This is a genomic window from Streptomyces sp. NPDC058758 (genome assembly GCF_042746075.1).
GTDB lineage: Bacteria > Actinomycetota > Actinomycetes > Streptomycetales > Streptomycetaceae > Streptomyces.
In genome coordinates this window covers 1-21,236 of sequence record NZ_JBHYPS010000061.1, presented here as the reverse complement: position 1 = coordinate 21,236, position 21,236 = coordinate 1, and the positions used below count along the sequence as shown (strand labels likewise).

Here is a 21,236-nt window from a genome sequence, read left to right as displayed (position 1 = left end):
TTCCGCCCGCCGCCCGCCGCGCGCCCCGCCCGTCCGCTCCGCACGATCGGCCCATGCGTGCCTCACTCGCCTCCTCGATCGCCGTCGCCTGCGCGACCGCGCTCGCCCTGCCGGTCATCCTCGTCGCCCCCGCGACGGCCACCGCGCGCCCGGCGGCGAACGCCCTGCCACCGGCCCAGGACGAGCTGCCGGGCTCCACCCAGTCGCTGCCGCTGCGCCCGCTGGGCGCCTCCGTGCGCTCCTTCGGCGACCCCGGCGCCGTACGGGAGCGGGGCCTGGGCCGACGGGACGTCAGGCCCTTCTCGCTCGTCGGCGTGGTCTGGGACGACCCGGCGGCGGAGCTGCACGGCATCGTCCAGGTCCGCACCCGCGCCACCGCCGACGGCGTCTGGTCGCCGTGGCAGGACGTCGAGACCCACAACGAGGAGCACGGCGCCGACCCGGAGTCGGCCGAGGGCGCCACCGGCACCCTCCGCGGCTCCACCGCCCCGCTCTGGGTCGGCGACTCGGACGGCGTCGAGATCCGCGTACGCGCGGAGGAAGGCACGCGGGAAGGCGCGGCGGGGGACACGCCGGAAGGCGCCGCGGCGGACCGCGCGGGGACGGCCCCGCTCCCGGCCGGGCTCCGCGTCGAACTCGTCGACCCGGGCGAGGACCCGGCCCCGCCCCCGGCCCCCGGCACCCGGGCGATGGCCCCGCCCGCCGCCCTGACCGCCGCGGAGGCCGCCGCCGGCAGCGCGAACAGCGGACCGGCGCCGTACGGCTCGGCCGCGATCCCGGCCTCGGCGGGGGACGAGGCGGTGGCCGCCCCGGTCCACGCGGCGGCGGCCGAGCCGGCGCGGCCGGCCGCCGGGCAGGCGCAAGCGGCGAAGAAGCCGTACATCGGCCCCCGCCCCAGGATCATCACCCGCAAGGGATGGGGCGCCGACGAGAGGATCCGCGAGAAGGGCTTCGTCTACACCAAGACGATCAAGGCGGCCTTCGTCCACCACAGCGCCACCGGCAACAACTACACGTGCGGCCAGGCCCCCTCCGTGCTGCGCGGCATCTACCGCTACCACGTGAAGAGCAGCGGCTGGCGTGACTTCGGCTACAACTTCGCCGTCGACAAGTGCGGGAACATCTACGAGGGCCGCGCCGGGGGAGTGGCGAAGCCGGTCCTCGGCGCGCACACCCTCGGCTTCAACACCAACAGCATGGGCATCGCCGTCCTCGGCACCTTCAGCAGCACCACCCCGCCGGCCGCCGTCGTGACCGCCGTCGCCCGCCTCACGGCCTGGAAACTCGGGCTCCACGGCATCGACCCCAAGGGCACCCAGACCCTCGTCTCCGGCGGCGGCAACCTGTACAAGAAGGGTCGCAAGGTCCGCTTCCACACCATTGCCGGACACCGCGACGGCTTCGCCACGGAGTGCCCCGGCGTCCGCCTCTACGGCAAGCTCGGAGCCGCCCGCGCCTCCTCGGCGAAGTACCAGGGTCGGCGTTGAGGGAGCACGGAGGCAACCATCTGCATAAACTGACCGGTCATATCGCACGGACGACCGAGACGGGCGCGCTGACCGGCCCCGAAGCAGGAAGCAGAGACGACACGTGACAGAGGCGATCCTCCTGGTCGGGGGCAAGGGCACCCGGCTGCGACCGCTCACGGTCAACACGCCCAAGCCCATGGTCCCGGCGGCCGGCGTCCCCTTCCTGACGCACCAGCTGGCCCGGGCCAAGGCCGCCGGCGTCGAGCACATCGTGCTCGCCACCTCCTACCTCGCCGAGGTCTTCGAGCCGCACTTCGGCGACGGCTCCGACCTCGGCCTGAGCCTGGAGTACGTGACGGAGGAGGAACCGCTCGGCACCGGCGGCGCGATACGCAACGTCGCCTCCCGCCTCCACTCGGGCCCCGACGACCCGGTCCTCATCTTCAACGGGGACATCCTCACCGGCCTCGACATCCGCGCCCTGGTGGCCACCCACGCAGACTCCGGCGCCGACGTCTCCCTCCACCTCACGCGAGTCGAGGACCCGCGGGCCTTCGGCCTGGTCCCCACCGACGACACGGGCCGGGTGACGGCCTTCCTGGAGAAGCCGCAGACCCCCGAGGAGATCGTCACCGACCAGATCAACGCCGGCGCGTACGTCTTCCGCCGCTCGGTCATCGACTCGATCCCCACCGGCCGCCCGGTCTCCGTCGAGCGCGAGACCTTCCCCGAACTCCTCGCCGCCGGCGCCCACCTCCAGGGCATGGTCGACTCCACGTACTGGCTGGACCTCGGCACCCCGCAGGCCTTCGTCCGCGGCTCCGCCGACCTGGTCCTGGGCCGCGCCCCCTCCCCGGCCGTCCCCGGCCGCTGCGGCGACCGCCTGATCCTCCCCTCGGCCCGGGTGGCCCCCGACGCCAAGGTGACCGGCGGCACGGTGGTCGGCGCGAACGCGACCGTGGGCGAGGGCGCCCGCGTCACGGGCTCCACCCTCCTGGCCGGCGCCACGGTGGAACCGGGCGCGGTCGTCACCGACTCCCTCATCGGCGCGGGCGCCCGCATCGGAGCCCGCTCGGTCCTCACCGGCGCGGTCATCGGCGACGGGGCCCACGTGGGCCCCGACAACGAACTCCGCGACGGCATCCGCATCTGGTGCGACGCCACCCTCCCCGCCGGCACGGTCCGCTTCAGCTCGGACCAGTGACCCGCGAGGGGGCGGCCAGGTGACCCGTGAGGGGCGGTCCGGGAGACCGCCCCCTCGCCCGTCCGCCCGTCCCGCCGTCCCGCCCCGGCTACGCTCGTACGCATGGCCGGCCGCTTCGCCCCGAAACCCACCCGCACCACCCTCCGCGGCGGCGACCTCGGCCTGCCGCCGGAACGGCCGGACCTCGGCCTCGTCCTCGGCCCCCTTCGCAGGGGCCCCCACGACCCCACCTTCCGCGTCACGGACGACGGCTCGATCTGGCGCGCCAGCCGCACCCCGGAGGGCCCGGGCACACTCCGCGTCAGGGCCACCGGCGACGGGGTGACGGCGGACACGTACGGCCCGGGCGCGGCCTGGCTGGACGCCCACCTCCCGGCCCTCCTCGGCGCCGAGGACGACCCCGCCGCCTTCGTCCCCCGCCACCGGCTCCTCCTCGCGACCCACCGCCGCCGCCCCGGCCTCCGCCTCACCCGCACGGGCCTGGTCCTGGAGTCCCTGATCCCGTCCGTCCTGGAGCAGAAGGTCACGACGACGGAGGCGTACGGCTCCTGGCGCCGGCTGGTCCGGCGGTACGGCGAACCGGCCCCGGGCCCGGTGCCCGACGGCCTCCACGTGATGCCGGACGCCCGCACCTGGGCGAGGATCCCGTCCTGGGAGTGGCACCGCGCGAACGTCGACGGCAAGCGCGCCGCCACCGTCGTCCGCGCCGCGCGCGTGGCCCCCCGCCTGGAGGAGGCCGCGCACCTGCCGCCCCCGGAGGCCCGCAGACGCCTGGAGCTGATCCCCGGCATCGGCCCCTGGACCTCCGCCGAGACGATCCAGCGCAGCAACGGCGCCCCCGACGAGGTCACCACGGGCGACCTCCACCTCCCGGGCATCGTCGGCTGGGCCCTGGCGGGCGACCGCACCGCCGACGACGCGACGATGCTGGAGCTCCTGGCCCCCTACGCGGGCCAGCGCCACCGGGCCGCCCGGCTGATCCTCCTCAGCGGCCGCACCCCGCCCCGCCGGGCGCCCCGGCTGGCACCGAACGACATCACCCGCCTCTGAGGGAGGCGGGCGGCCGCACGCGCCGGCGGCTCCGCGTCAGCGCACCTCGACGAAGTCCGAGGCGAGCCGCGCCGGCCGCCGCCCCGGCTCCCCCGCGGGGCGCCCGATGGCCACCGCCCCCATCGGGTCCCAGTCCTCCGGCAGCCCGAGCACGTCCCGTACGACGTCCCGGCAGAACATCGTCGAGGAGACCCAGGCCGAGCCCAGCCGCTCCCCGGCCAGCGCGACGAGGAAGTTCTGCACGCCCGCGCCGGCCGCGACGACGAACATCTCGCGCTCGGCGGCGTCCCGGCGCGGGTCGCCGTAGTGGTGCGAGCCGTCCATGACGAGGCAGGGCACGGCGAGGTAGGGCGCGTTGCGCAGCACGTCCCCGCGCCGCAGCCGCTTCGCGACGGACTCCTCGGACCTGCCGTCCCGCCGCAGGTCCGCGATCCACGCGTCCCGCATCGCGTCGAGCAGCCGCAGCCGCGACTCCGGGGACTCCAGGAGGACGAACCGCCACGGGGTGGTGTGGTGCGGGGCGGGCGCGGTGACGGCCGCGGCGACCGCGCGCCGCACCGCCCCGGGGTCGACGGGGTCGTCGGTGAACTCCCGTACGGTCCGCCGCAGCGTCACCGCCTCGCGTACGGCCTCCGAGGTGCCGAGGCGGAACATGTCGTCCGCGCCGGAGCGCACCAGCGCCCGCGCCCCCGGCTCCTCGTCCCCGCCCACCACGTGCGGCAGGCCGCGCACGACGGCGACGGGCACGCCGGTGGCCTTGCCCTTCACCAGGTCGCCGGCGGCGGCGAGTTCGTCGGCGGTGGCGACGACGGTGGCGTTCAGCTCGTTGCCGTGGGAGTCGGTGGCGCCCCGCAGGTCGTCCAGGACCCGCACCCCGGCCGCGCCGATCGCCACGTCGGTCAGCCCGGAGCGCCAGGGCCGCCCGAAGGTGTCGGTGACGACGACGCCGACGTCGACGCCCAGCGCCTCGCGCAGCCCGGCCCGGATCCGCCGCGCCGACCCGTCCGGGTCCTCCGGCAGCAACAGCACCGTCCCGGCCGGGGTGTTGGAGGCGTCGACCCCGGCCGCGGCCATGACGAGGCCCTGCCGGTTCTCGACGATGCGGAGGGTGCCGCGCCGCGCCACCACCCGCACGGTCTCGGCGTCGATGGCCTCCTCGCGGTCGTCGGCGGCGACGATCCGCCCCTCCGCCTTGCTCACGATCTTGGAGGTGACCAGCAGGACGTCCCCGTCCTCCAGGCCGGGGGAGACGGACGCGATCAGCTTGGCCAGGTCGTCGCCGGGCGCCACCTCGGGCAGTCCGGTCAGCCCCCACACCCGGTACGAGGGCGCCGCCGTCACCGGCGCACCTCCTCGGCGAGCGCGAGCGCGGCCCGCGCCATGTCGGCGGTGGCGTCCACGTCGGTCATCATCAGCGGGACGGCACGGCAGGCGATCCCCGCGGCCTCGACGCCGGCGACGGAGCCCGCGTCCACGGTGTCCACCAGCCAGCCGTCGAGGAGGCCGGAGCCGTAGTGGAGGGCCACGGCCGCCGCCGTCGACTCGACGCCGACCGCCGCGAGGACCTTGTCGGCCATGCCGCGCACGGGGGCGTCCCCGACGATGGGGGAGAGGCCGACGACCGGCGCCGGGGCGGCGGCGACCGCCTCGCGGATGCCGGGCACGGAGAGGATGGTGCCGACGCTGACGACCGGGTTGGACGGCGGGAAGAGGACGATGTCGGCCGCGGCGATCGCCTCCAGGACGCCCGGCGCGGGCTTCGCGGCCTCCGCGCCGACCGCCACGACGGCCTTCGCGTCGACGGAGGCGCGCAGCTTCACCCAGTACTCCTGGAAGTGCACGGCCCGCTGCTCGCCGTCGACCTCGATCGCCACGTGCGTCTCGACGCGGTCGTCGGACATCGGCAGCAGCCGCACGCCCGGCTGCCAGCGGGCGCAGAGCGCCTCGGTGACGGCGCTCAGCGGGTAGCCGGCGCCGAGCATCTGGGTGCGGACGATGTGGGTGGCGAAGTCCCGGTCGCCGAGGCCGAACCACTCGGGCCCGACCCCGTAGGCGGCCAGTTCCTCCTTGACGGCGAAGGTCTCGTCCGCGCGGCCCCAGCCCTGTTCCTCGTGGATGCCACCGCCGAGGGTGTACATCACCGTGTCCAGGTCGGGGCAGACCTTCAGCCCGAAGAGATGGATGTCGTCACCGGTGTTGCCGACGACCGTGATCTCCGCGTCCGGGACGGCCTGCTGGAGACCGCGAAGGAAACGGGCACCACCGATGCCGCCGGCCAGAACCACAATGCGCATGCACGCAGTCTGTCAGGCGGTCACCGGGCGTGCGGCGTCCGGGGCGCACTGGCCCTGGAGCGCCTCGTGCATGGACTCGTGCATCGGCATCTCGGTCAGGCCGGGGAAGTAGACGTGGAGGCTGACGACCGGCTCCAGCGAGTCGTTGGAGACCTCGTGGACGTATCCGGGGGCGAAGACCCGCTGGGTGCCGGGCCGCAGGGCGCGCACGCCCCGGTCCGTACGCTCCGTCAACTCGCCCTGGAGGACGGCGAGGACGCCGGAGGACCGGCCGTGGTCGTGGAGGCCGCTGCCCTGTCCGGGCACCCAGGAGAGCAGCCACACCTCGTAGCCGGGCCCGGTGCGCAGGCGGTGGTACCAGCGGGTGGTGGCGTCGTACTCGACGTGCGGGGCCCACTGGGCGGGGTCGGCGGCGATCTCGCGGGCGAGGCCGGCGAACTCGGCGACGGTGACGGGGTGCTCGCGCTCGGGCTGGAGCAGGTGCGGGACCTCCATGAGGTCGCCGGCGATCTGGAGGTCGCTGTCCATGTTCATGGCGGGGGGTTTTTCCTCAGCAGAAACGGAGATGCGGTGAGGGGGTCACGGCCGGGAGGGCAGAGAGGTGACGCGGGTGACGCAGGGTGACGCTGGGAGAGGCAGCCGGAGCGCGATGGCATCAACAGCTGGAACAGCAACAGCAACAGCGCGCCTGGACAGCGCGGCGGAACCCACGGGCGTGGGTCGCGGAGGGCGCTGCGGTCGCTGGCATGCCACCAAAGTGGCGGGAGGGGTACCCGACTGTCAACTCAATGCCCGATTTGGGGGTAATGTTTCACCTCATCCGGTTACTGTGCCCGGAGAAAGGTTTGTTCAGCCCCGGACCAGGCAAGATGGCGCAACGTCGGGCCGGGGCGCGTGGGTCGCGGCGGACACCGTCCGTGACCGGACTGTGATCCGGATCGCTTCCCCGGCCGGATCGCAACAAGATCCACGCCTCGCACGTCCTTCTGGACGGAGGCACGACACCGCGGGATCGGCCGATGGCATGTGTCACGTTTTTTGGTGATTTGAACACTTTCCGCATAGGCTTGGTTCCGCAGAGTGAATACCGGGCCCAATAGCAGATCTCGGCTTGACTCGCACAGAGCACGAACTTGTAATTTCACTCGTGTCGTTCGGCCGTTTCGATCACGGCGACATCACGGGACGCACAGACAGACGAGGGGCGCAGATGACCGAGTTGTTCCAGGAACTGCTGGTCGAGGACGCGGACGAGGAACTCGGCTGGCAGGAGCGCGCGCTGTGCGCCCAGACCGACCCCGAGTCCTTCTTCCCCGAGAAGGGCGGCTCGACCCGAGAGGCCAAGAAGGTCTGCCTCGCCTGCGAAGTCCGCTCCGAATGCCTGGAGTACGCGCTCCAGAACGACGAGCGCTTCGGCATCTGGGGCGGCCTCTCCGAGCGGGAGCGACGCCGGCTCAAGAAGGCGGCGGTCTGACGCGCGGAGCGGCCGGAAACCGCCCCCGCCGAAGACCCTCCCGAAAACCCCCACGGTCCGCCCCTGCATCACGCAGCGGCGGACCGTTCCCGTTCCCGGCCGCGGCCGCCCGCTCCACCCGGAACCCCTGCACGAGGCCCTCGGGCAGAAACGGACGGCCAAGCCACCCCAAGGCGGCGCCCCCTCGCCCCGGGGACCTGTGCCGACCGGTCCCGCACCCGTCCCCGGGACCCGCGCCGACCGGCCCCCACGCCCGCCCCCGGGACCCGCGCCGACCGGCCCCCGCGCCCGCAGCCACTAGTGTGGGCCTCCGTCCAAGCCGCTCCCACGCCCCACCGCGGGCGACCCCGGCCGGAGGGCCCGTAGCTCGATGTCCTCAACTCCTGAGTTCCCCAGGCACGTCGTCACCGCCGTGCTCGTCACCCACGACGGAGCCCGCTGGCTGCCCGACGCGCTCTCCGGGCTGCTCGCCCAGGAGCGCCCGGTGCAGGGCGTGATCGCCGCCGACACCGGCAGCGCCGACGAGTCCGCGCAGCTCGTCGCCGAAGCCGTCGGCGCCGACCGCGTCCTGCACCTCGCGCGCCGCACCGGCTTCGGCGCCGCCGTCGACGAGGCCGTCCGCACCGCACCCCTGCTCGGACCCGAGGACCTGCCCTACCTCAAGCGCCCCAGCGGCTGGGACCCCGTCAGCCGGACCTGGAACGACGAGGCCTACGACCTCCCCGACCTCCCGCACGGCGAGCCGGTCCAGTGGCTCTGGCTGCTGCACGACGACTGCGCCCCCGAGCCCGGCGCCCTCGCCGAACTCCTGCGCGTCGCCGACTCCGACGCGTACGCCGCCGTCATCGGCCCCAAGCTGCGCGGCTGGTACGACCGCAAGCAGCTCCTCGAAGCCGGCGTCACGATCGCCCGCAGCGGCCGCCGCTGGACCGGCCTCGACCGCCGCGAGCAGGACCAGGGCCAGCACGACCAGATCCGCCCCGTCCTCTCCGTCTCCACCGCCGGCATGCTGATCCGCCGCGACGTCTTCGAGGAGCTCGGCGGCTTCGACCGCCGCCTGCCCCTCATGCGCGACGACGTCGACCTCTGCTGGCGCGCCCACTCCGCCGGCCACCGCGTCCTCGTCGCCCCCGACGCCGTCCTGCGGCACGCCGAGGCCTCCGCCCGCGAGCGCCGCTCCGTCGACTGCGCCGGCCGCACCGCCGCCAGCCCGCACCGCGTCGACAAGGCCGCCGCCGTCTACACCCTGCTGGCCAACTCCTCCGGCCGCGCCCTCCCCTACGTCTTCCTCCGGCTCGTCCTCGGCACCGTCCTGCGCACCCTCGGCCTCCTCGTCGGCAAGGCCCCCGGCCAGGCCGTCGACGAGATCATGGGCCTGCTCGCCACCCTGCTGCGGCCCGAGAAGGTCCTCGCCGCCCGCAAGCGGCGCAAGAACCCCGAGATCCCGGCGGCCGAACTCCGGCCCCTCTTCCCGCCGCCCGGCGCCACCGTCCGCGCCGCCGCCGAACAGCTCGCCTCCCACTTCGGCGCCGACGACTCCGACTCCGGCTCCCGCCACGGCGCCGTCGAGTCCGGCCCCGGCGGCGACGACGCCGACTTCCTGGAGATCGAGCAGTTCGCCCGCCTGAAGAAGATCGCCCGCAAGCCGGGACCGGTCCTCTTCGCCCTCCTCCTCGTCGTCTCCCTCGTCGCCTGCCGCAACCTCTTCGCAGGCGGCTCCCTCGCCGGCGGCGTCCTGCTGCCCGCCCCCGACACCGTCTCCGACCTGTGGGGCCGCTACGCGGACGCGTGGCACACCCTCGGCACCGGCGGCACCCAGAGCGCCCCGCCCTACCTCGGCATCCTCGCCGCGCTCTCCGCGCTCTTCCTCGGCTCCACCTCCACCGCGCTGACCGTCCTGCTCGTCTGCTCGGTCCCGCTCGCCGGCTTCACCGCCTACCTCTCGGCCCGCGGCCTCGTCGGCTCCCGCCTCCTGCTCGCCTGGGGCGCCGTCGCCTACGCCTTCCTGCCCGCCGCCACCGGCGCCCTCGCCACCGGCCGGCTCGGCACCGCGGTCCTCGCCGTCCTCCTCCCGCCCACGGCCCGCGCCGCCGTCGCCGCCCACGGCTTCCACCGCCCCGACCGCGGCAGCTGGCGCGCCACCTGGGCCTACGCGCTGCTGCTCACCGTCACCACCGCCTTCACCCCGGTCGTGTGGCCGCTCGCGGTCCTCCTCGGCCTCGGCGTCCTCGCCGTCCGCCGCGACGACATCACCGCCTACGGGCTCCGCTTCCTGGCCGCCGTCGGCACCCCGATCCTCGCCCTGGCCCCCTGGTCGCTCTCCCTGCTGACCGACCCCTCCGCCTTCCTCCACGAGGCCGGCCTCGACCTGCGCACCGGCACCGCCTCCGCCGTCGACCTGCTCGCGAGCAGCCCCGGCGGCCCCGGCACCACCGGCGGACTCCTCCTCCTCGGCCTGGTCCTCGCCGCGCTCGCCGCGCTCCTGCGCGAGGAGCGCCGCCTCGCCGTCCTCGCCGCCTGGACCGCCGCCCTCGCCGGCCTCCTCTTCGCCGCCCTGTCCAACGGCGCCGGCGGCACCGGCTGGGCCGGCCCCGCCACCCTCGTCTACGGCGCCGCCCTCATCGCCGCCGGCATGCTCGGCGCCGAGGGCGGCCGCACCCGCGTCGCCGCCCACGGCTTCGGCTGGCGCCAGCCCGTCGCCGCCCTGATCGCCCTCGCCTGCGCCCTCGGCCCCGCCGTCGCCGCCGCCGGCTGGATGATCGGCGGCGCCGACGGTCCGCTGACCCGCCGCGACCCCGTCCAGGTCCCCGCCTTCGTCGCCGAGGAGAGCGGCCAGGAGGACCAGCCCCGCACCCTGGTGCTCTCCGGTACCTCGCCCGGCGCGGTCGACTACACCCTGGTCCGCGGTTCCGGCGCCCGCCTCGGCGACGCCGAACTGACCGGCACCGCCGAGCCCGACCCGCGCCTCGACGCCGTCGTCGCCAAGCTGGTCGCCGGCTCCGGCGCCGACCAGACCCGGGAACTCAGCGCCTTCGCCATCCGGTACCTGCTGGTGAAGGACGGCTCGCCGCGCCAGATGAGCCGCGTCCTCGACACCACCCCCGGCCTCTCCCGCCTCAGCCAGCTCGACGGCGCCGCGCTCTGGCGGGTCGACCGCGAGATCGCCCGGGTGATGATCGTCCCGCCCGCCGCCAAGGCCGGCGCCGCGGACGCCGCCGCGGAGGGCGCCGCCCTCCCCGTCCCCGTCCCCGCCGGCCCCGTCGAGGCCCACGCCGACGTCCCCGCGGGCCCCACGGGCCGCGTCCTGCGCATCGCCGACCGCGCCGACGAGAACTGGACCGCCACCCTCGACGGCACCGCGCTCACCCCGACCACCGTCGACGGCTGGGCCCAGGGCTTCCAGCTCCCCGCCGCCGGCGGCCGCCTCGACCTCACCTACGACGAGCCCCTCGCCCACACCGCCTGGATCTGGACCCAGCTCGGCCTCGCCGTCGTCCTCGTCGTCCTCGCCCTGCCCGGCCGCCGCCGCGAGATCGACGACGACCTGCCCGAGGAGGAGACGGCCATCCCGGCCCAGGCCACCGACGGCGACGGCCGCCGCGCCCGCCGGCTGCGCGCCGCCGCCGAGGCAGAGGCGGCCGCCGCGACCGCCGCCGAGACCGACGGCACCGAGGCGTGGCCCGCCGCCCCCGACGCCGAGCCCGCCGCCGTCCCCGCCCGCCGGACCGCCGAAGCCGACGCCTGGGACACCGCGGGCCAGGACCCGGCCCACGCCCCGCAGCAGTACGCCCCCTCGTACGACCAGCAGGGCTACGCCCAGGAGTACGCCGACCCGTACCAGCAGCAGGCGTACGCGTACCCCGGGCAGGGCTACGACCAGGGCCGGGAGTACGACCCGAACCAGGGCTACGACCCGAACCGAGGCTACGACCAGGGCCGGGAGTACGACCCGAACCAGGGCTACGACCCGAACCGGGGCTACGACCCCCAGGGCGGCCACCCCGCCCCCCAGGGCTACGACCCGGGCGCCCCGCAGGGCTACGACCCCCGGGACCCGCAGGCGTACCCCTCCTACGACGGCACCGCCGGCTACGACTACGGATACCCGCAGGGCGGCCAGGGCCACGAGACCGAGCAGCGTCCCGACGGGAGCAGCAACCAGTGAAGCGCACCACCCTCTCCCTGATCGCGGTCGCCACCGCCCTCGCCGCCGTCACCGGCTTCGCCGCGCTGACCGCCCCCGGCGATCCCGCCGCGTCCGCCGCCGCCCCCCAGGCGGCCCGCCTCCCCGTCGAGCGCACCAGCCTGCTCTGCCCCGCCCCCAGCGCCTCCGAGATCGCCGAGACGCTCGTCACCTCGTACACCCCGCCCGGCACCGCGGCCGCCCCGGCCCCCGCCGGCGGCGGCACGGCCGCCAAGCCCACCGCCGTCCTCGGCATCGCCAAGAACCCGAGCGCCCCCGCCGGCAAGAAGGCCGGTGCCCCGAAGGCCCCCGCCTCCGTCACCACCCCCGGCAAGCCCGTCTCCGTCGCGACGGACGGCGCCGTCGGCCACGGCCTCACCGGCACCGCCACCGGTACCCTCGCCCCCGGCTGGACCGTGCAGCAGACCACCCTCGTCCCGGCCGGCGCCGCCCGCGGTCTCCTCGGGGTGAACTGCGCCGCCCCGGACACCGACTTCTGGTTCCCGGCCGCCTCCACCGCCAAGGGCCGCGCCGACTACATCCACCTCACCAACCCCGACGACACCCTCGCCGTCGCCGACATCGAGCTGTACGGCCCCGAGGGCGAGCTGAAGACCGCCATCCCCGAGGGCGTCCAGGTGCCCCCGCACGCCACCGTCCCCGTCCTCCTCGGCCCCCTCCTCGCCGAAGGCGCCCAGGAGAACCTGACGGCCCACGTCACCACCCGCACCGGCCGCGTCGGCGCCGCCCTCGGCTCCGCCGCCGACGGCGTGGGCAGCGACTGGCTCGCCGCCTCCGCCGACCCGGCGGCCCGCGTGGTCCTCCCCGGCATCCCCGGCGACGCCACCGGCGTCCGCCTCGTCGCCTTCGCCCCCGGCGAGGCCGACGCCGACCTGAAGATCCAGCTGGTCACCGCCAACGGCACGATCGTCCCCACCGCCGCCGAGTCCCTGCACGTCAAGTCCGGCATGACCGCCTCCGTCGACCTGCCCGACCTCACCCGCGGAGCCCCCGCCGCCCTGCTGCTCACCCCGACCGACCCCAAGAAGCAGGTCCCGGTCGTGGCCGCGCTCCGGGTCGTCCGCGGCAAGGGCTCGGCCACCGAGATGGCCTTCGTCCCGGCCGCCGCCCCGGTCACCGACCGCGCCACCGTCGCCGACAACCGTCCCAAGGGCTCCGCCCTCACGCTCACCGCGCCCGAGGCGGCCGCCCAGGTGAAGGTCACCGCCTCGGCCGGCACGGAGGGCGGCAGCCCCGCCACCCGCACCGTCTCCCTCAAGGCGGGCACCACGACCCTCCTCACCGACCTCGCCCCGAAGGGCGTCAAGGGCACCTACGCGGTCACCGTCGAACCCGTCGCGGGCGGCGGGCCGGTCTACGCGGCGCGCACCCTGAGCGTCACCGAGGACGGCATCCCGATGTTCACCGTCCAGACGCTGGTGGACGACCGGGGCACCGTCCGGGTCCCCACCGCCCGCCAGGACCTGACGGTCCTCGACGACTGACCCCGGTGCGCACCCCGGTCCGGGCGGGCCGTCAGTCCTGCCCGTACCGGGGGTCGACCGACTCGGGGGAGAGGCCCAGCAGCTCGGCGACCTGCTCCACCACGACCTCGTGGACCAGCAGCGCCCGCTCGTCACGGCTCTTGGACCGGATCTCCACCGGCCGCCGGTAGACGACGACCTTCGCGGGCTCCCGCTTCTCGGCCGGCACCGAGCCGCCCAGCGGCACCGTCTCGCCCGACACCGCAGGCGGCACCTCCATGATCATGAACTCGACGTCCTGGAGCTGCGGCCAGCGCCGCTCCAGCCGCTCCACCGAGTCCAGCACCAGATCGCGGAAGGTGTCCGCGCGGCTCACGGAGAGCGGGACCTGCGGCGGCGCGACCGGCCCCCGCATCCCGCGGCCGTGCCGGTCGCGCCGGCGGACCCGCGGCTCGGCCGACGGCTCCCCGGAACCGGGCGGGGGACCCGGCTGACCGGGCGGCACAGGAGTGTCCATCACTGACGCAGCGTAACTCTCCTGGGTCACTCCGCACGGTGGCGCGGACCCGCCGATCGCCGCGTCCGGCCCCCTCCCGCCCCCGCCCGGTGTCGAAACCTGAACATTCCGGCCGCTCCGGGGAACGATTCGGCACCCCCTCGCGATCGGCCATCTGGCCGCACCTGACCGGATTCCCACCCCTCCCTGTCCGGAACGCCCCCCGTGCCACCCCCCTTGCGCCCCCTTCGCCGCAGGTCGGAACGGCCGCCACCCGAAGGGGGGTGGCAGACGTCACACCGCGACACGGTGGAGTGACCTGGGGGAGAGTCGTCGCGGCCCGCTCAAGAGTGCGGTACCGTCCAACGTCGTGAGCCCTGTACGTCGCTGTTCGCGCACCGCGTGCGGCCGCCCTGCCGTCGCGACACTGACGTACGTCTATGCCGACTCGACCGCGGTCCTCGGCCCGCTCGCCACCTACGCCGAGCCCCACTGCTACGACCTGTGCGCCGAGCACAGCGAGCGCCTCACCGCCCCGCGCGGCTGGGAGGTCGTGCGGCTCTCCGACGCCTCCGCCCCCACCCGCCCCAGCGGCGACGACCTGGAGGCCCTGGCCAACGCGGTCCGCGAGGCCGCCCGCCCCCAGGAACGCGCCGCCGAGGCCGGCAAGCCCGGCGGACGCGGCGGCGACCCCATGGAAGTCGGCCGCCGGGGCCACCTGCGCGTCCTCCGCTCCCCCGACAACTGAGCCCCGGACACCCCGGCGCCCCACCGCCACACGCGTCCGACTCGGGCCACAACAGGCCACCGTCCGCGTGCCCTCCCGCCCACTCCGGGTAGTTTTGGCGTTCCGCACACGCACCGCACACGCGTGCCGAGAACTCAGGAGGGTGGATCCGTGACTGCCGATCTGTCGCAGATCGTGAAGGCGTACGACGTCCGCGGGGTGGTCCCGGACCAGTGGGACGAGAAGCTCGCCGAACTCTTCGGCGCCGCCTTCGTCCGCGTGACCGGCGCCGACGCCATCGTCGTCGGCCACGACATGCGCCCCTCGTCGCCCGGCCTCTCCGGCGCCTTCGCGCGCGGCGCCGCCCGCCTCGGAGCCGACGTCACCCTCATCGGGCTCTGTTCCACCGACCAGCTGTACTTCGCCTCCGGCAGCCTCGGTCTGCCCGGCGCGATGTTCACCGCCTCGCACAACCCGGCCCAGTACAACGGCATCAAGATGTGCCGCGCCGGCGCCGCCCCCGTCGGCCAGGACACCGGCCTCTCCGAGATCCGCGAGCTCGCCGAGCGCTGGCTGGAGGAGGGCGCCCCCGAGGCCGCCGCCACCCCCGGCACCGTCACCGAGCGGGACACCCTCGCCGACTACGCCGCCCACCTCAAGGCGCTCGTCGACCTCACCGCGATCCGCCCGCTCAAGGTCGTCGTCGACGCCGGCAACGGCATGGGCGGCCACACCGTCCCCACCGTCTTCGCCGGCCTCCCGCTCGACACCGTCCCGATGTACTTCGAACTCGACGGCACCTTCCCGAACCACGAGGCCAACCCCCTCGACCCGAAGAACATCGTCGACCTCCAGGCCCGCGTCCGCGCCGAGGGCGCCGACCTCGGCCTCGCCTTCGACGGCGACGCCGACCGCTGCTTCGTCGTCGACGAGCGCGGCGAGCCGGTCTCCCCCTCCGCGATCACCGCCCTCGTCGCCGCCCGCGAACTGGCCAAGACCCCCGGCGGCACGGTCATCCACAACCTGATCACCTCCTGGTCCGTCCCCGAGGTCGTCCGCGAACACGGCGGCAGCCCCGTCCGCACCCGCGTCGGCCACTCCTTCATCAAGGAGGAGATGGCGAAGACCGGCGCGATCTTCGGCGGCGAGCACTCGGCGCACTACTACTTCAAGGACTTCTGGAACGCCGACACCGGCATGCTCGCCGCCCTCCACGTCCTCGCCGCCCTCGGCGGCCAGGAGGGCCCCCTGTCCGAACTGGTCGCCTCCTACGACCGCTACGCCGGCTCCGGCGAGATCAACTCCACCGTCGCCGACCAGACCGCCAAGACCGCCGAGATCAAGGCCGCCTACGAGAACCGGGACGGCATCACCCTCGACGAGCTCGACGGGCTCACCGTCACCTCCGCCGACTGGTGGTTCAACCTCCGCCCGTCCAACACCGAGCCCCTCCTCCGCCTCAACGTCGAGGCCCGCGACGAGGCCACCATGGCCAGGATCCGCGACGAGGTCCTCGCCCGCGTCCGCGCCACCTCCTGACCCCCTGCCGGGGCCGGGCGGACGCCGCTCGCCGAGCCGCGTCCGCCCGCCCCCGGCGGTAGGCTGACCAGCACCGATCACTTGGTACGAAGGGACACCGCAATGCCGCTCGAAGCCGGCCTCCTGGAGATCCTGGCCTGCCCGGCCTGCCACGCTCCGCTGAACGACCGCACGGCGGACGAGACCCCCGAGCTGGTCTGCACCTCCCCCGACTGCGGCCTCGCCTACCCGGTCCGGGACGCCATCCCGGTCCTCCTCGTCGACGAAGCCCGCCGCCCCGCCTGAGCCCACGTTGTGGGCAGTCGTTCCGCTGGGGCGGAACGGGTGGGCACCACGCCCCCCAGGGCGGCGCCCGACTCCTGTGACGTCCACCCCGAGTGCCCGCACCGCACCGTCGCGCCCGCACCGCACCCGCGCCCGCACCCGGAGGCCCCGCCCATGCTGGACGAGACCCTGCTAGACGCACCGGACGCCCTCGCCCTGGCCGACCGCCGCGGCCTTCTCCGCGGCGCCGCCGAGGCCGGCGCCCGGGTCAGGACCGCCGCCCGCCACGCCACCGAGGCCGGCATCACCGCCCTCCACCCCGAGGGCCGCCCCCGCACCGTCCTCGTCGCCGGCCCCGGCACCGCCGCCGCCGGCGTCGCCGACCTGATCGGCGCCCTCGCCGGCGCCTCCGCCCCCGTCGTACGCCTCGCCCCCACCGGCGTCGCCCCCGCCGCCGGCGCCCTGCGCTGGGCCCTGCCCGGCTGGGCCGGCCCCGTGGACCTGCTCCTGCTGCCCACCACCGACGGCTCCGAACCCGGCCTCGCGCTCCTCGCCGGACAGGCCTACCGCCGCGGCGTCACCGTCGTCGCCGTCGCCCCCCAGGGCTCCCCGCTCTCCGAGGCCGTCAGCGGCTCCCGCGGCCTCTTCGTCCCCCTCGCGATGGCCCCCCACGAGGAACCCGACGAGTACGGCGAGAACCTCGCCGCCAGCCCCGGCGCCCTGTGGGCCCTCTTCACCCCGCTGCTCGCCCTCCTCGACCGCGTCGGCCTCCTCGAAGCCCCGCCCGAGGCACTGGAACGGGTCGCCGACCGGCTCGACCGCACCGCCGAACGCTGCGGCCCCGCCATCGCCACCTACTCCAACCCGGCCAAGACCCTCGCCGCCGAACTCGCCGAGTCGCTCCCCCTCATCTGGACCGAGGGCGACGCCGCGGGCCCGGCCGGCCGCCGCTTCGCCGCCGTCCTCGCCGAACTCGCCGGCCTCCCCGCCCTCGCCGCCGAACTCCCCGAGGCGCTCCCCGCCCACGGCGTCCTCCTCGCCGGCGCCTACGCCGCCGCGGCCGACCCCGACGACTTCTTCCGCGACCGCGTCGACGAGGCCCAGGCCCCCCGCGCCCGCGTCGTCCTCCTCCGCGACCGCCCGGCCGACGGCCTCAGCGCCGCCCCCGCCGCCCGCGAACTCGCCCTCGGACACGACACCGCCGTCAGCGAACTCGAACCCGAGGAGGGCGACGCGCTGGAGACCCTCGCGGAACTCCTCGCCGTCACCGACTTCGCCGCCGTCTACCTCGCCCTGACGACCTCGGGCCACCTGGCCCCCTGACACCCCGCCCCCGGCGCACGGCACGACACGGGGGCACGGGCGCGCCGGACCCGGCGCGCCCCACGGGGCCGACCGCCGGACGCCCGGGGCCACACCGGCGTACGGCCCCGGACACCGGCACGCCAGATCCCGGACGCCCGCGTGTCACCCTCCCCCTGTCATCTGTCGTCTGGCACCGTCACCGTCACCGCCCCGAGGAGCTGGAACCCCCCATGGAACGCCTCGTCAACACCGTCCGTCCCTACGCCTGGGGTTCCACGACGGCCATCCCGGACCTGCTCGGCACCGCCCCCACGGGCGAGCCGCAGGCCGAGATGTGGATGGGCGCCCACCCCGGTGCCCCCTCGCTCACCGCCCGCGGGCCGCTGAACGAACTCATCGAGGCCGACCCCGTACGCGAACTGGGCCGGCCCACCGTCGACAAGTTCGGCCCCCGCCTCCCCTTCCTCCTCAAGCTCCTCGCCGCCGGCGCCCCGCTCTCCCTCCAGGTCCACCCCGACCTGGAGCAGGCCCGCGCCGGACACGCCGCAGAGGAGGCCGCCGGCATCCCCGTCGACGCCCCCCACCGCACGTACAAGGACGACAACCACAAGCCCGAACTGATCTGCGCCCTCACCCCCTTCGAGGGGTTCTGCGGCTTCCGTCCCCCCGCCGAGGCCGCCGACACCCTCGCCGCCCTCGGCGTCGACTCCCTCAAGCCGTACGTGGACCTGCTCCACGCCCACCCGGAGGAGGCCGCGCTCCGCGAGGTCCTCACCGCCCTGCTGACCGCCGACCACGACGAGATGGCGCGCACCGTCACCGAGGCCGCCGCGGCCGCCGACCGCCTCGGCGGCGCCCACGCCCCGTACGCGGACCTCGCCCACCACTTCCCCGGCGACCCCGGCGTCATCGCCGCGATGCTCCTCCACCACGTCACGCTCCAGCCCGGCGAAGCCCTCTACCTGGGCGCCGGCGTCCCGCACGCCTACCTCTCCGGCCTCGGCGTCGAGATCATGGCCAACAGCGACAACGTCCTGCGCTGCGGCCTCACCCCCAAGCACGTCGACGTCCCCGAACTCCTCCGCGTCGTCCGCTTCGAACCGGCCGACCCCGGCGTGCTGCGCCCCGAGGCGTCCCCGTCGGGGGAGGAGGTCTACGACACCCCCATCGACGAGTTCCGGCTCTCCCGCCTCGTCCGCCCCGAGGGCGCCGCCCCCACCGACCTGACCGCCGCCACCCCGCAGATCCTGCTCGCCACCGCGGGACGCCCGAAAGCGGGCGAAACCATCCTCGCCCCGGGCGAATCCGTCTTCGTCCCCGCCGGCGAGCCCGTCGAACTCTCGGGACCGGGCACCGTGTTCCGCGCCACCGTCGTGGCCTGATGCAACAATGACCGGCCGTACCACGGCCACGGTCAGCGGGCCGGAGCATCGACGAAGGGAACAGACAGACCCATGAGCGCGTCAGGCGGAACCAAGGCGATCGTGGCGGCCCTCGCCGCCAACCTCGCGATCGCCGCAGCCAAGTTCGTGGCGTTCCTCTTCAGTGGCTCGTCCTCGATGCTCGCCGAGAGCGTCCACTCCCTCGCCGACTCCGGCAACCAGGGCCTGCTCCTGCTCGGCGGCAAGAAGGCCCAGCGCGAAGCCACCCCCCAGCACCCCTTCGGCTACGGCCGCGAGCGCTACATCTACGCCTTCCTCGTCTCCATCGTCCTCTTCTCCGTCGGCGGCATGTTCGCCATCTACGAGGGCTACGAGAAGATCCACGACCCGCACCCGATCGAGGCCTGGTACTGGCCCGTCGGCGTCCTCGTCTTCGCGATCATCGCCGAGTCCTTCTCCTTCCGCACCGCCATCAAGGAGTCGAACCAGATCCGCGGCGGCCTGACCTGGACCCAGTTCGTCCGCCGCGCCAAGGCCCCCGAGCTGCCCGTCGTCCTCCTGGAGGACCTCGGCGCCCTCGTCGGCCTCGTCCTCGCCCTCGGCGGCGTCGGCCTCGCCCTCCTCACCGGCGACGGCATCTGGGACGGCATCGGCACCCTCTGCATCGGCGTCCTGCTCATCCTCATCGCGATCGTCCTCGCCCTGGAGACCAAGTCGCTCCTCCTCGGCGAGGCCGCCGGCCTCGACGACGTGCAGAAGATCGAGGCCGCCGTCGTCGACGGCGAGTCCGTCACCCGCCTCATCCACATGCGGACCCTCCACCTCGGCCCGGAGGAGCTCCTCGTCGCCGCCAAGGTCGCCGTCCGGCACGACGAGACCGCCACCGAGGTCGCCGCCGCCATCAACGCCGCCGAGGAGCGCATCCGCGCCGCCGTCCCGATCGCCCGGGTCATCTACCTGGAGCCGGACATCTACGACGCCGCCGCCGCGGCCAAGGGCGCGGACCCGGCCAAGACCCCGGGCGGAACCGGCCACTGAACCCCCGCACCACCCGTAGAACACCCTGACGAGGCCCCTGGGACGCACCCCGCGCACCCGGGGGCCTTCGCCGTGCGGCCTGCGGCCGGTGCGCCGACCGGTGTAGATTCGTGACGAGCCAGACGTCGCTGCTGATGGCGGTCGGGCGGCCCCCCAGGGGACCGGCCGAGGGAGAGAGGGCCTCCGACGACTGCACCGCGAACCACCCGGGCATTCGTGTGCCCGCAGGTGCCTCGACCGCGGTGTCAGGCGCCATCACCGACCCTCATCACGCGATCCCACGAGGAGCAGCACCCGCCATGACGACTGCCGCACAGCAGGACTTCAAGGTCGCCGACCTGTCCCTGGCCGTCTTCGGCCGCAAGGAGATCACCCTCGCCGAGCACGAGATGCCCGGCCTGATGGCGATCCGCCGCGAGTACGCCGAGTCGCAGCCGCTCGCCGGCGCCCGCATCACCGGTTCCCTCCACATGACGGTCCAGACCGCCGTCCTCATCGAGACCCTCGTCGCCCTCGGCGCCGAGGTCCGCTGGGCCTCCTGCAACATCTTCTCCACCCAGGACCACGCCGCCGCGGCCATCGCCGTCGGCCCGAACGGCACCCCGGAGAACCCGCAGGGCGTCCCGGTCTTCGCCTGGAAGGGCGAGACCCTGGAGGAGTACTGGTGGTGCACCGAGCAGGCCCTCACCTGGCCGAACACGCCCACCGGCGGCCCGAACATGATCCTCGACGACGGCGGTGACGCCACCCTCCTCGTCCACAAGGGCGTCGAGTTCGAGAAGGCCGGCTCCGCCCCGGACCCGGCCACCGCGGACAGCGAGGAGTACGGCTACATCCTCCGCCTCCTCAACCGCACCCTCGCCGAGTCCCCGCAGAAGTGGACCCAGCTGGCGTCCGACATCCGCGGCGTCACGGAGGAGACCACCACCGGTGTCCACCGCCTCTACGAGATGATGCAGGCCGGCACCCTGCTCTTCCCGGCGATCAACGTGAACGACGCCGTGACGAAGTCGAAGTTCGACAACAAGTACGGCTGCCGTCACTCCCTGATCGACGGCATCAACCGGGCGACCGATGTCTTGATCGGTGGCAAGACGGCCGTGGTCTGCGGTTACGGCGATGTCGGCAAGGGCTGTGCGGAGTCGCTGCGGGGCCAGGGTGCTCGGGTGATCGTGACGGAGATCGATCCGATCTGCGCGCTGCAGGCGGCGATGGACGGCTACCAGGTGACGACGCTGGACGAGGTGGTGGAGACGGCGGACATCTTCATCACGACGACGGGCAACAAGGACATCATCATGGCGTCCGACATCGCCCGGATGAAGCA

At 74.8% G+C, this 21,236-nt stretch carries 17 protein-coding genes; 13 read left to right on the top strand and 4 right to left on the bottom strand.

Annotated features, from left to right (window positions below):
- Positions 1 to 53: 53 nt before the first annotated feature.
- The 3 genes from ACFW6A_RS37015 to ACFW6A_RS37005 all read left to right on the top strand — a co-directional run bounded on the left by ACFW6A_RS37015 (position 54) and on the right by ACFW6A_RS37005 (position 3,723).
- Positions 54 to 1,487, top strand: coding sequence for a peptidoglycan recognition protein (locus ACFW6A_RS37015; RefSeq protein WP_386481520.1), 1,434 nt, complete (start codon positions 54 to 56; stop codon positions 1,485 to 1,487).
- 103 nt (positions 1,488 to 1,590) lie between these two features.
- Complete coding sequence (locus ACFW6A_RS37010) at positions 1,591 to 2,673, top strand: NDP-sugar synthase (protein WP_351854327.1); 1,083 nt, start codon at positions 1,591 to 1,593, stop codon at positions 2,671 to 2,673.
- Positions 2,674 to 2,775: 102 nt separating this feature from the next.
- Positions 2,776 to 3,723, top strand: a complete 948-nt coding sequence (locus ACFW6A_RS37005) for a DNA-3-methyladenine glycosylase family protein (protein ID WP_386646162.1) — start codon at positions 2,776 to 2,778, stop codon at positions 3,721 to 3,723.
- A gap of 36 nt (positions 3,724 to 3,759) precedes the next feature.
- Here the strand turns inward: ACFW6A_RS37005 and ACFW6A_RS37000 are convergent, their stop codons facing one another.
- The 3 genes from ACFW6A_RS37000 to ACFW6A_RS36990 are packed head-to-tail and all read right to left on the bottom strand — an operon-like array spanning position 3,760 to position 6,551.
- Positions 3,760 to 5,064 (bottom strand): coenzyme F420-0:L-glutamate ligase, encoded by a 1,305-nt coding sequence (locus ACFW6A_RS37000; protein ID WP_386646159.1) that lies wholly within the window; start codon positions 5,062 to 5,064, stop codon positions 3,760 to 3,762.
- Positions 5,061 to 6,017, bottom strand: coding sequence for a 2-phospho-L-lactate transferase (cofD, locus tag ACFW6A_RS36995; protein ID WP_386646156.1), 957 nt, complete (start codon positions 6,015 to 6,017; stop codon positions 5,061 to 5,063). The genes ACFW6A_RS37000 and cofD overlap by 4 nt, the downstream gene beginning before the upstream one ends.
- A gap of 12 nt (positions 6,018 to 6,029) precedes the next feature.
- A complete protein-coding gene (locus ACFW6A_RS36990) occupies positions 6,030 to 6,551 on the bottom strand; it encodes a cysteine dioxygenase family protein (RefSeq protein ID WP_351854339.1) in 522 nt (173 codons plus the stop codon).
- Between the two features lie 676 nt (positions 6,552 to 7,227).
- Between ACFW6A_RS36990 and ACFW6A_RS36985 the strand changes: the two genes are divergently transcribed.
- The 3 genes from ACFW6A_RS36985 (at position 7,228) to ACFW6A_RS36975 (ending at position 13,179) form a co-directional block, all read left to right on the top strand.
- A complete protein-coding gene (locus tag ACFW6A_RS36985) occupies positions 7,228 to 7,491 on the top strand; it encodes a WhiB family transcriptional regulator (protein WP_015033978.1) in 264 nt (87 codons plus the stop codon).
- Positions 7,492 to 7,861: 370 nt separating this feature from the next.
- On the top strand, positions 7,862 to 11,656 hold the full coding sequence (locus ACFW6A_RS36980; RefSeq protein ID WP_386483043.1) for a glycosyltransferase: 3,795 nt from the start codon (positions 7,862 to 7,864) through the stop codon (positions 11,654 to 11,656).
- On the top strand, positions 11,653 to 13,179 hold the full coding sequence (locus tag ACFW6A_RS36975; RefSeq protein ID WP_386646153.1) for a DUF5719 family protein: 1,527 nt from the start codon (positions 11,653 to 11,655) through the stop codon (positions 13,177 to 13,179). The genes ACFW6A_RS36980 and ACFW6A_RS36975 overlap by 4 nt, the downstream gene beginning before the upstream one ends.
- A gap of 31 nt (positions 13,180 to 13,210) precedes the next feature.
- On the opposite strand, the gene ACFW6A_RS36970 is transcribed toward ACFW6A_RS36975, so the two are convergent.
- Positions 13,211 to 13,675: a metallopeptidase family protein gene (locus ACFW6A_RS36970; protein ID WP_351854359.1), complete on the bottom strand. Its 465-nt coding sequence runs from the start codon at positions 13,673 to 13,675 to the stop codon at positions 13,211 to 13,213.
- A 298-nt stretch (positions 13,676 to 13,973) separates the two neighbouring features.
- Between ACFW6A_RS36970 and ACFW6A_RS36965 the strand changes: the two genes are divergently transcribed.
- The 7 genes from ACFW6A_RS36965 to ACFW6A_RS36935 all read left to right on the top strand — a co-directional run.
- A complete protein-coding gene (locus ACFW6A_RS36965) occupies positions 13,974 to 14,402 on the top strand; it encodes a DUF3499 domain-containing protein (RefSeq protein WP_351854362.1) in 429 nt (142 codons plus the stop codon).
- Between the two features lie 150 nt (positions 14,403 to 14,552).
- Positions 14,553 to 15,920, top strand: coding sequence for a phosphomannomutase/phosphoglucomutase (locus tag ACFW6A_RS36960; RefSeq protein ID WP_351854346.1), 1,368 nt, complete (start codon positions 14,553 to 14,555; stop codon positions 15,918 to 15,920).
- Between the two features lie 102 nt (positions 15,921 to 16,022).
- Complete coding sequence (locus ACFW6A_RS36955; RefSeq protein ID WP_189853622.1) at positions 16,023 to 16,205, top strand: Trm112 family protein; 183 nt, start codon at positions 16,023 to 16,025, stop codon at positions 16,203 to 16,205.
- A 153-nt stretch (positions 16,206 to 16,358) separates the two neighbouring features.
- Positions 16,359 to 17,507, top strand: coding sequence for an SIS domain-containing protein (locus tag ACFW6A_RS36950; RefSeq protein ID WP_351854350.1), 1,149 nt, complete (start codon positions 16,359 to 16,361; stop codon positions 17,505 to 17,507).
- A 212-nt stretch (positions 17,508 to 17,719) separates the two neighbouring features.
- Positions 17,720 to 18,871, top strand: coding sequence for a mannose-6-phosphate isomerase, class I (gene manA, locus ACFW6A_RS36945; protein WP_351854353.1), 1,152 nt, complete (start codon positions 17,720 to 17,722; stop codon positions 18,869 to 18,871).
- A 72-nt stretch (positions 18,872 to 18,943) separates the two neighbouring features.
- Positions 18,944 to 19,909, top strand: a complete 966-nt coding sequence (locus ACFW6A_RS36940; protein ID WP_351854355.1) for a cation diffusion facilitator family transporter — start codon at positions 18,944 to 18,946, stop codon at positions 19,907 to 19,909.
- Positions 19,910 to 20,208: 299 nt separating this feature from the next.
- A partial coding sequence (locus ACFW6A_RS36935) for an adenosylhomocysteinase (protein WP_386646148.1) occupies positions 20,209 to 21,236 on the top strand: 1,028 nt, incomplete at its 3' end.

Excerpts from the sequence above, each read along its gene's own strand:
- ACFW6A_RS37015 (WP_386481520.1), top strand. The coding sequence starts at position 54 with ATGCGTGCCTCACTCGCCTCCTCGATCGCCGTCGCCTGCGCGACCGCG.
- ACFW6A_RS37005 (WP_386646162.1), top strand. The coding sequence starts at position 2,776 with ATGGCCGGCCGCTTCGCCCCGAAACCCACCCGCACCACCCTCCGCGGC.
- cofD (WP_386646156.1), bottom strand. The coding sequence starts at position 6,017 with ATGCGCATTGTGGTTCTGGCCGGCGGCATCGGTGGTGCCCGTTTCCTT.
- ACFW6A_RS36990 (WP_351854339.1), bottom strand. The coding sequence starts at position 6,551 with ATGAACATGGACAGCGACCTCCAGATCGCCGGCGACCTCATGGAGGTC.
- ACFW6A_RS36985 (WP_015033978.1), top strand. The coding sequence starts at position 7,228 with ATGACCGAGTTGTTCCAGGAACTGCTGGTCGAGGACGCGGACGAGGAA.
- ACFW6A_RS36980 (WP_386483043.1), top strand. The coding sequence starts at position 7,862 with ATGTCCTCAACTCCTGAGTTCCCCAGGCACGTCGTCACCGCCGTGCTC.
- ACFW6A_RS36970 (WP_351854359.1), bottom strand. The coding sequence starts at position 13,675 with ATGGACACTCCTGTGCCGCCCGGTCAGCCGGGTCCCCCGCCCGGTTCC.
- ACFW6A_RS36955 (WP_189853622.1), top strand. The coding sequence starts at position 16,023 with ATGCCGCTCGAAGCCGGCCTCCTGGAGATCCTGGCCTGCCCGGCCTGC.
- ACFW6A_RS36950 (WP_351854350.1), top strand. The coding sequence starts at position 16,359 with ATGCTGGACGAGACCCTGCTAGACGCACCGGACGCCCTCGCCCTGGCC.
- manA (WP_351854353.1), top strand. The coding sequence starts at position 17,720 with ATGGAACGCCTCGTCAACACCGTCCGTCCCTACGCCTGGGGTTCCACG.
- ACFW6A_RS36940 (WP_351854355.1), top strand. The coding sequence starts at position 18,944 with ATGAGCGCGTCAGGCGGAACCAAGGCGATCGTGGCGGCCCTCGCCGCC.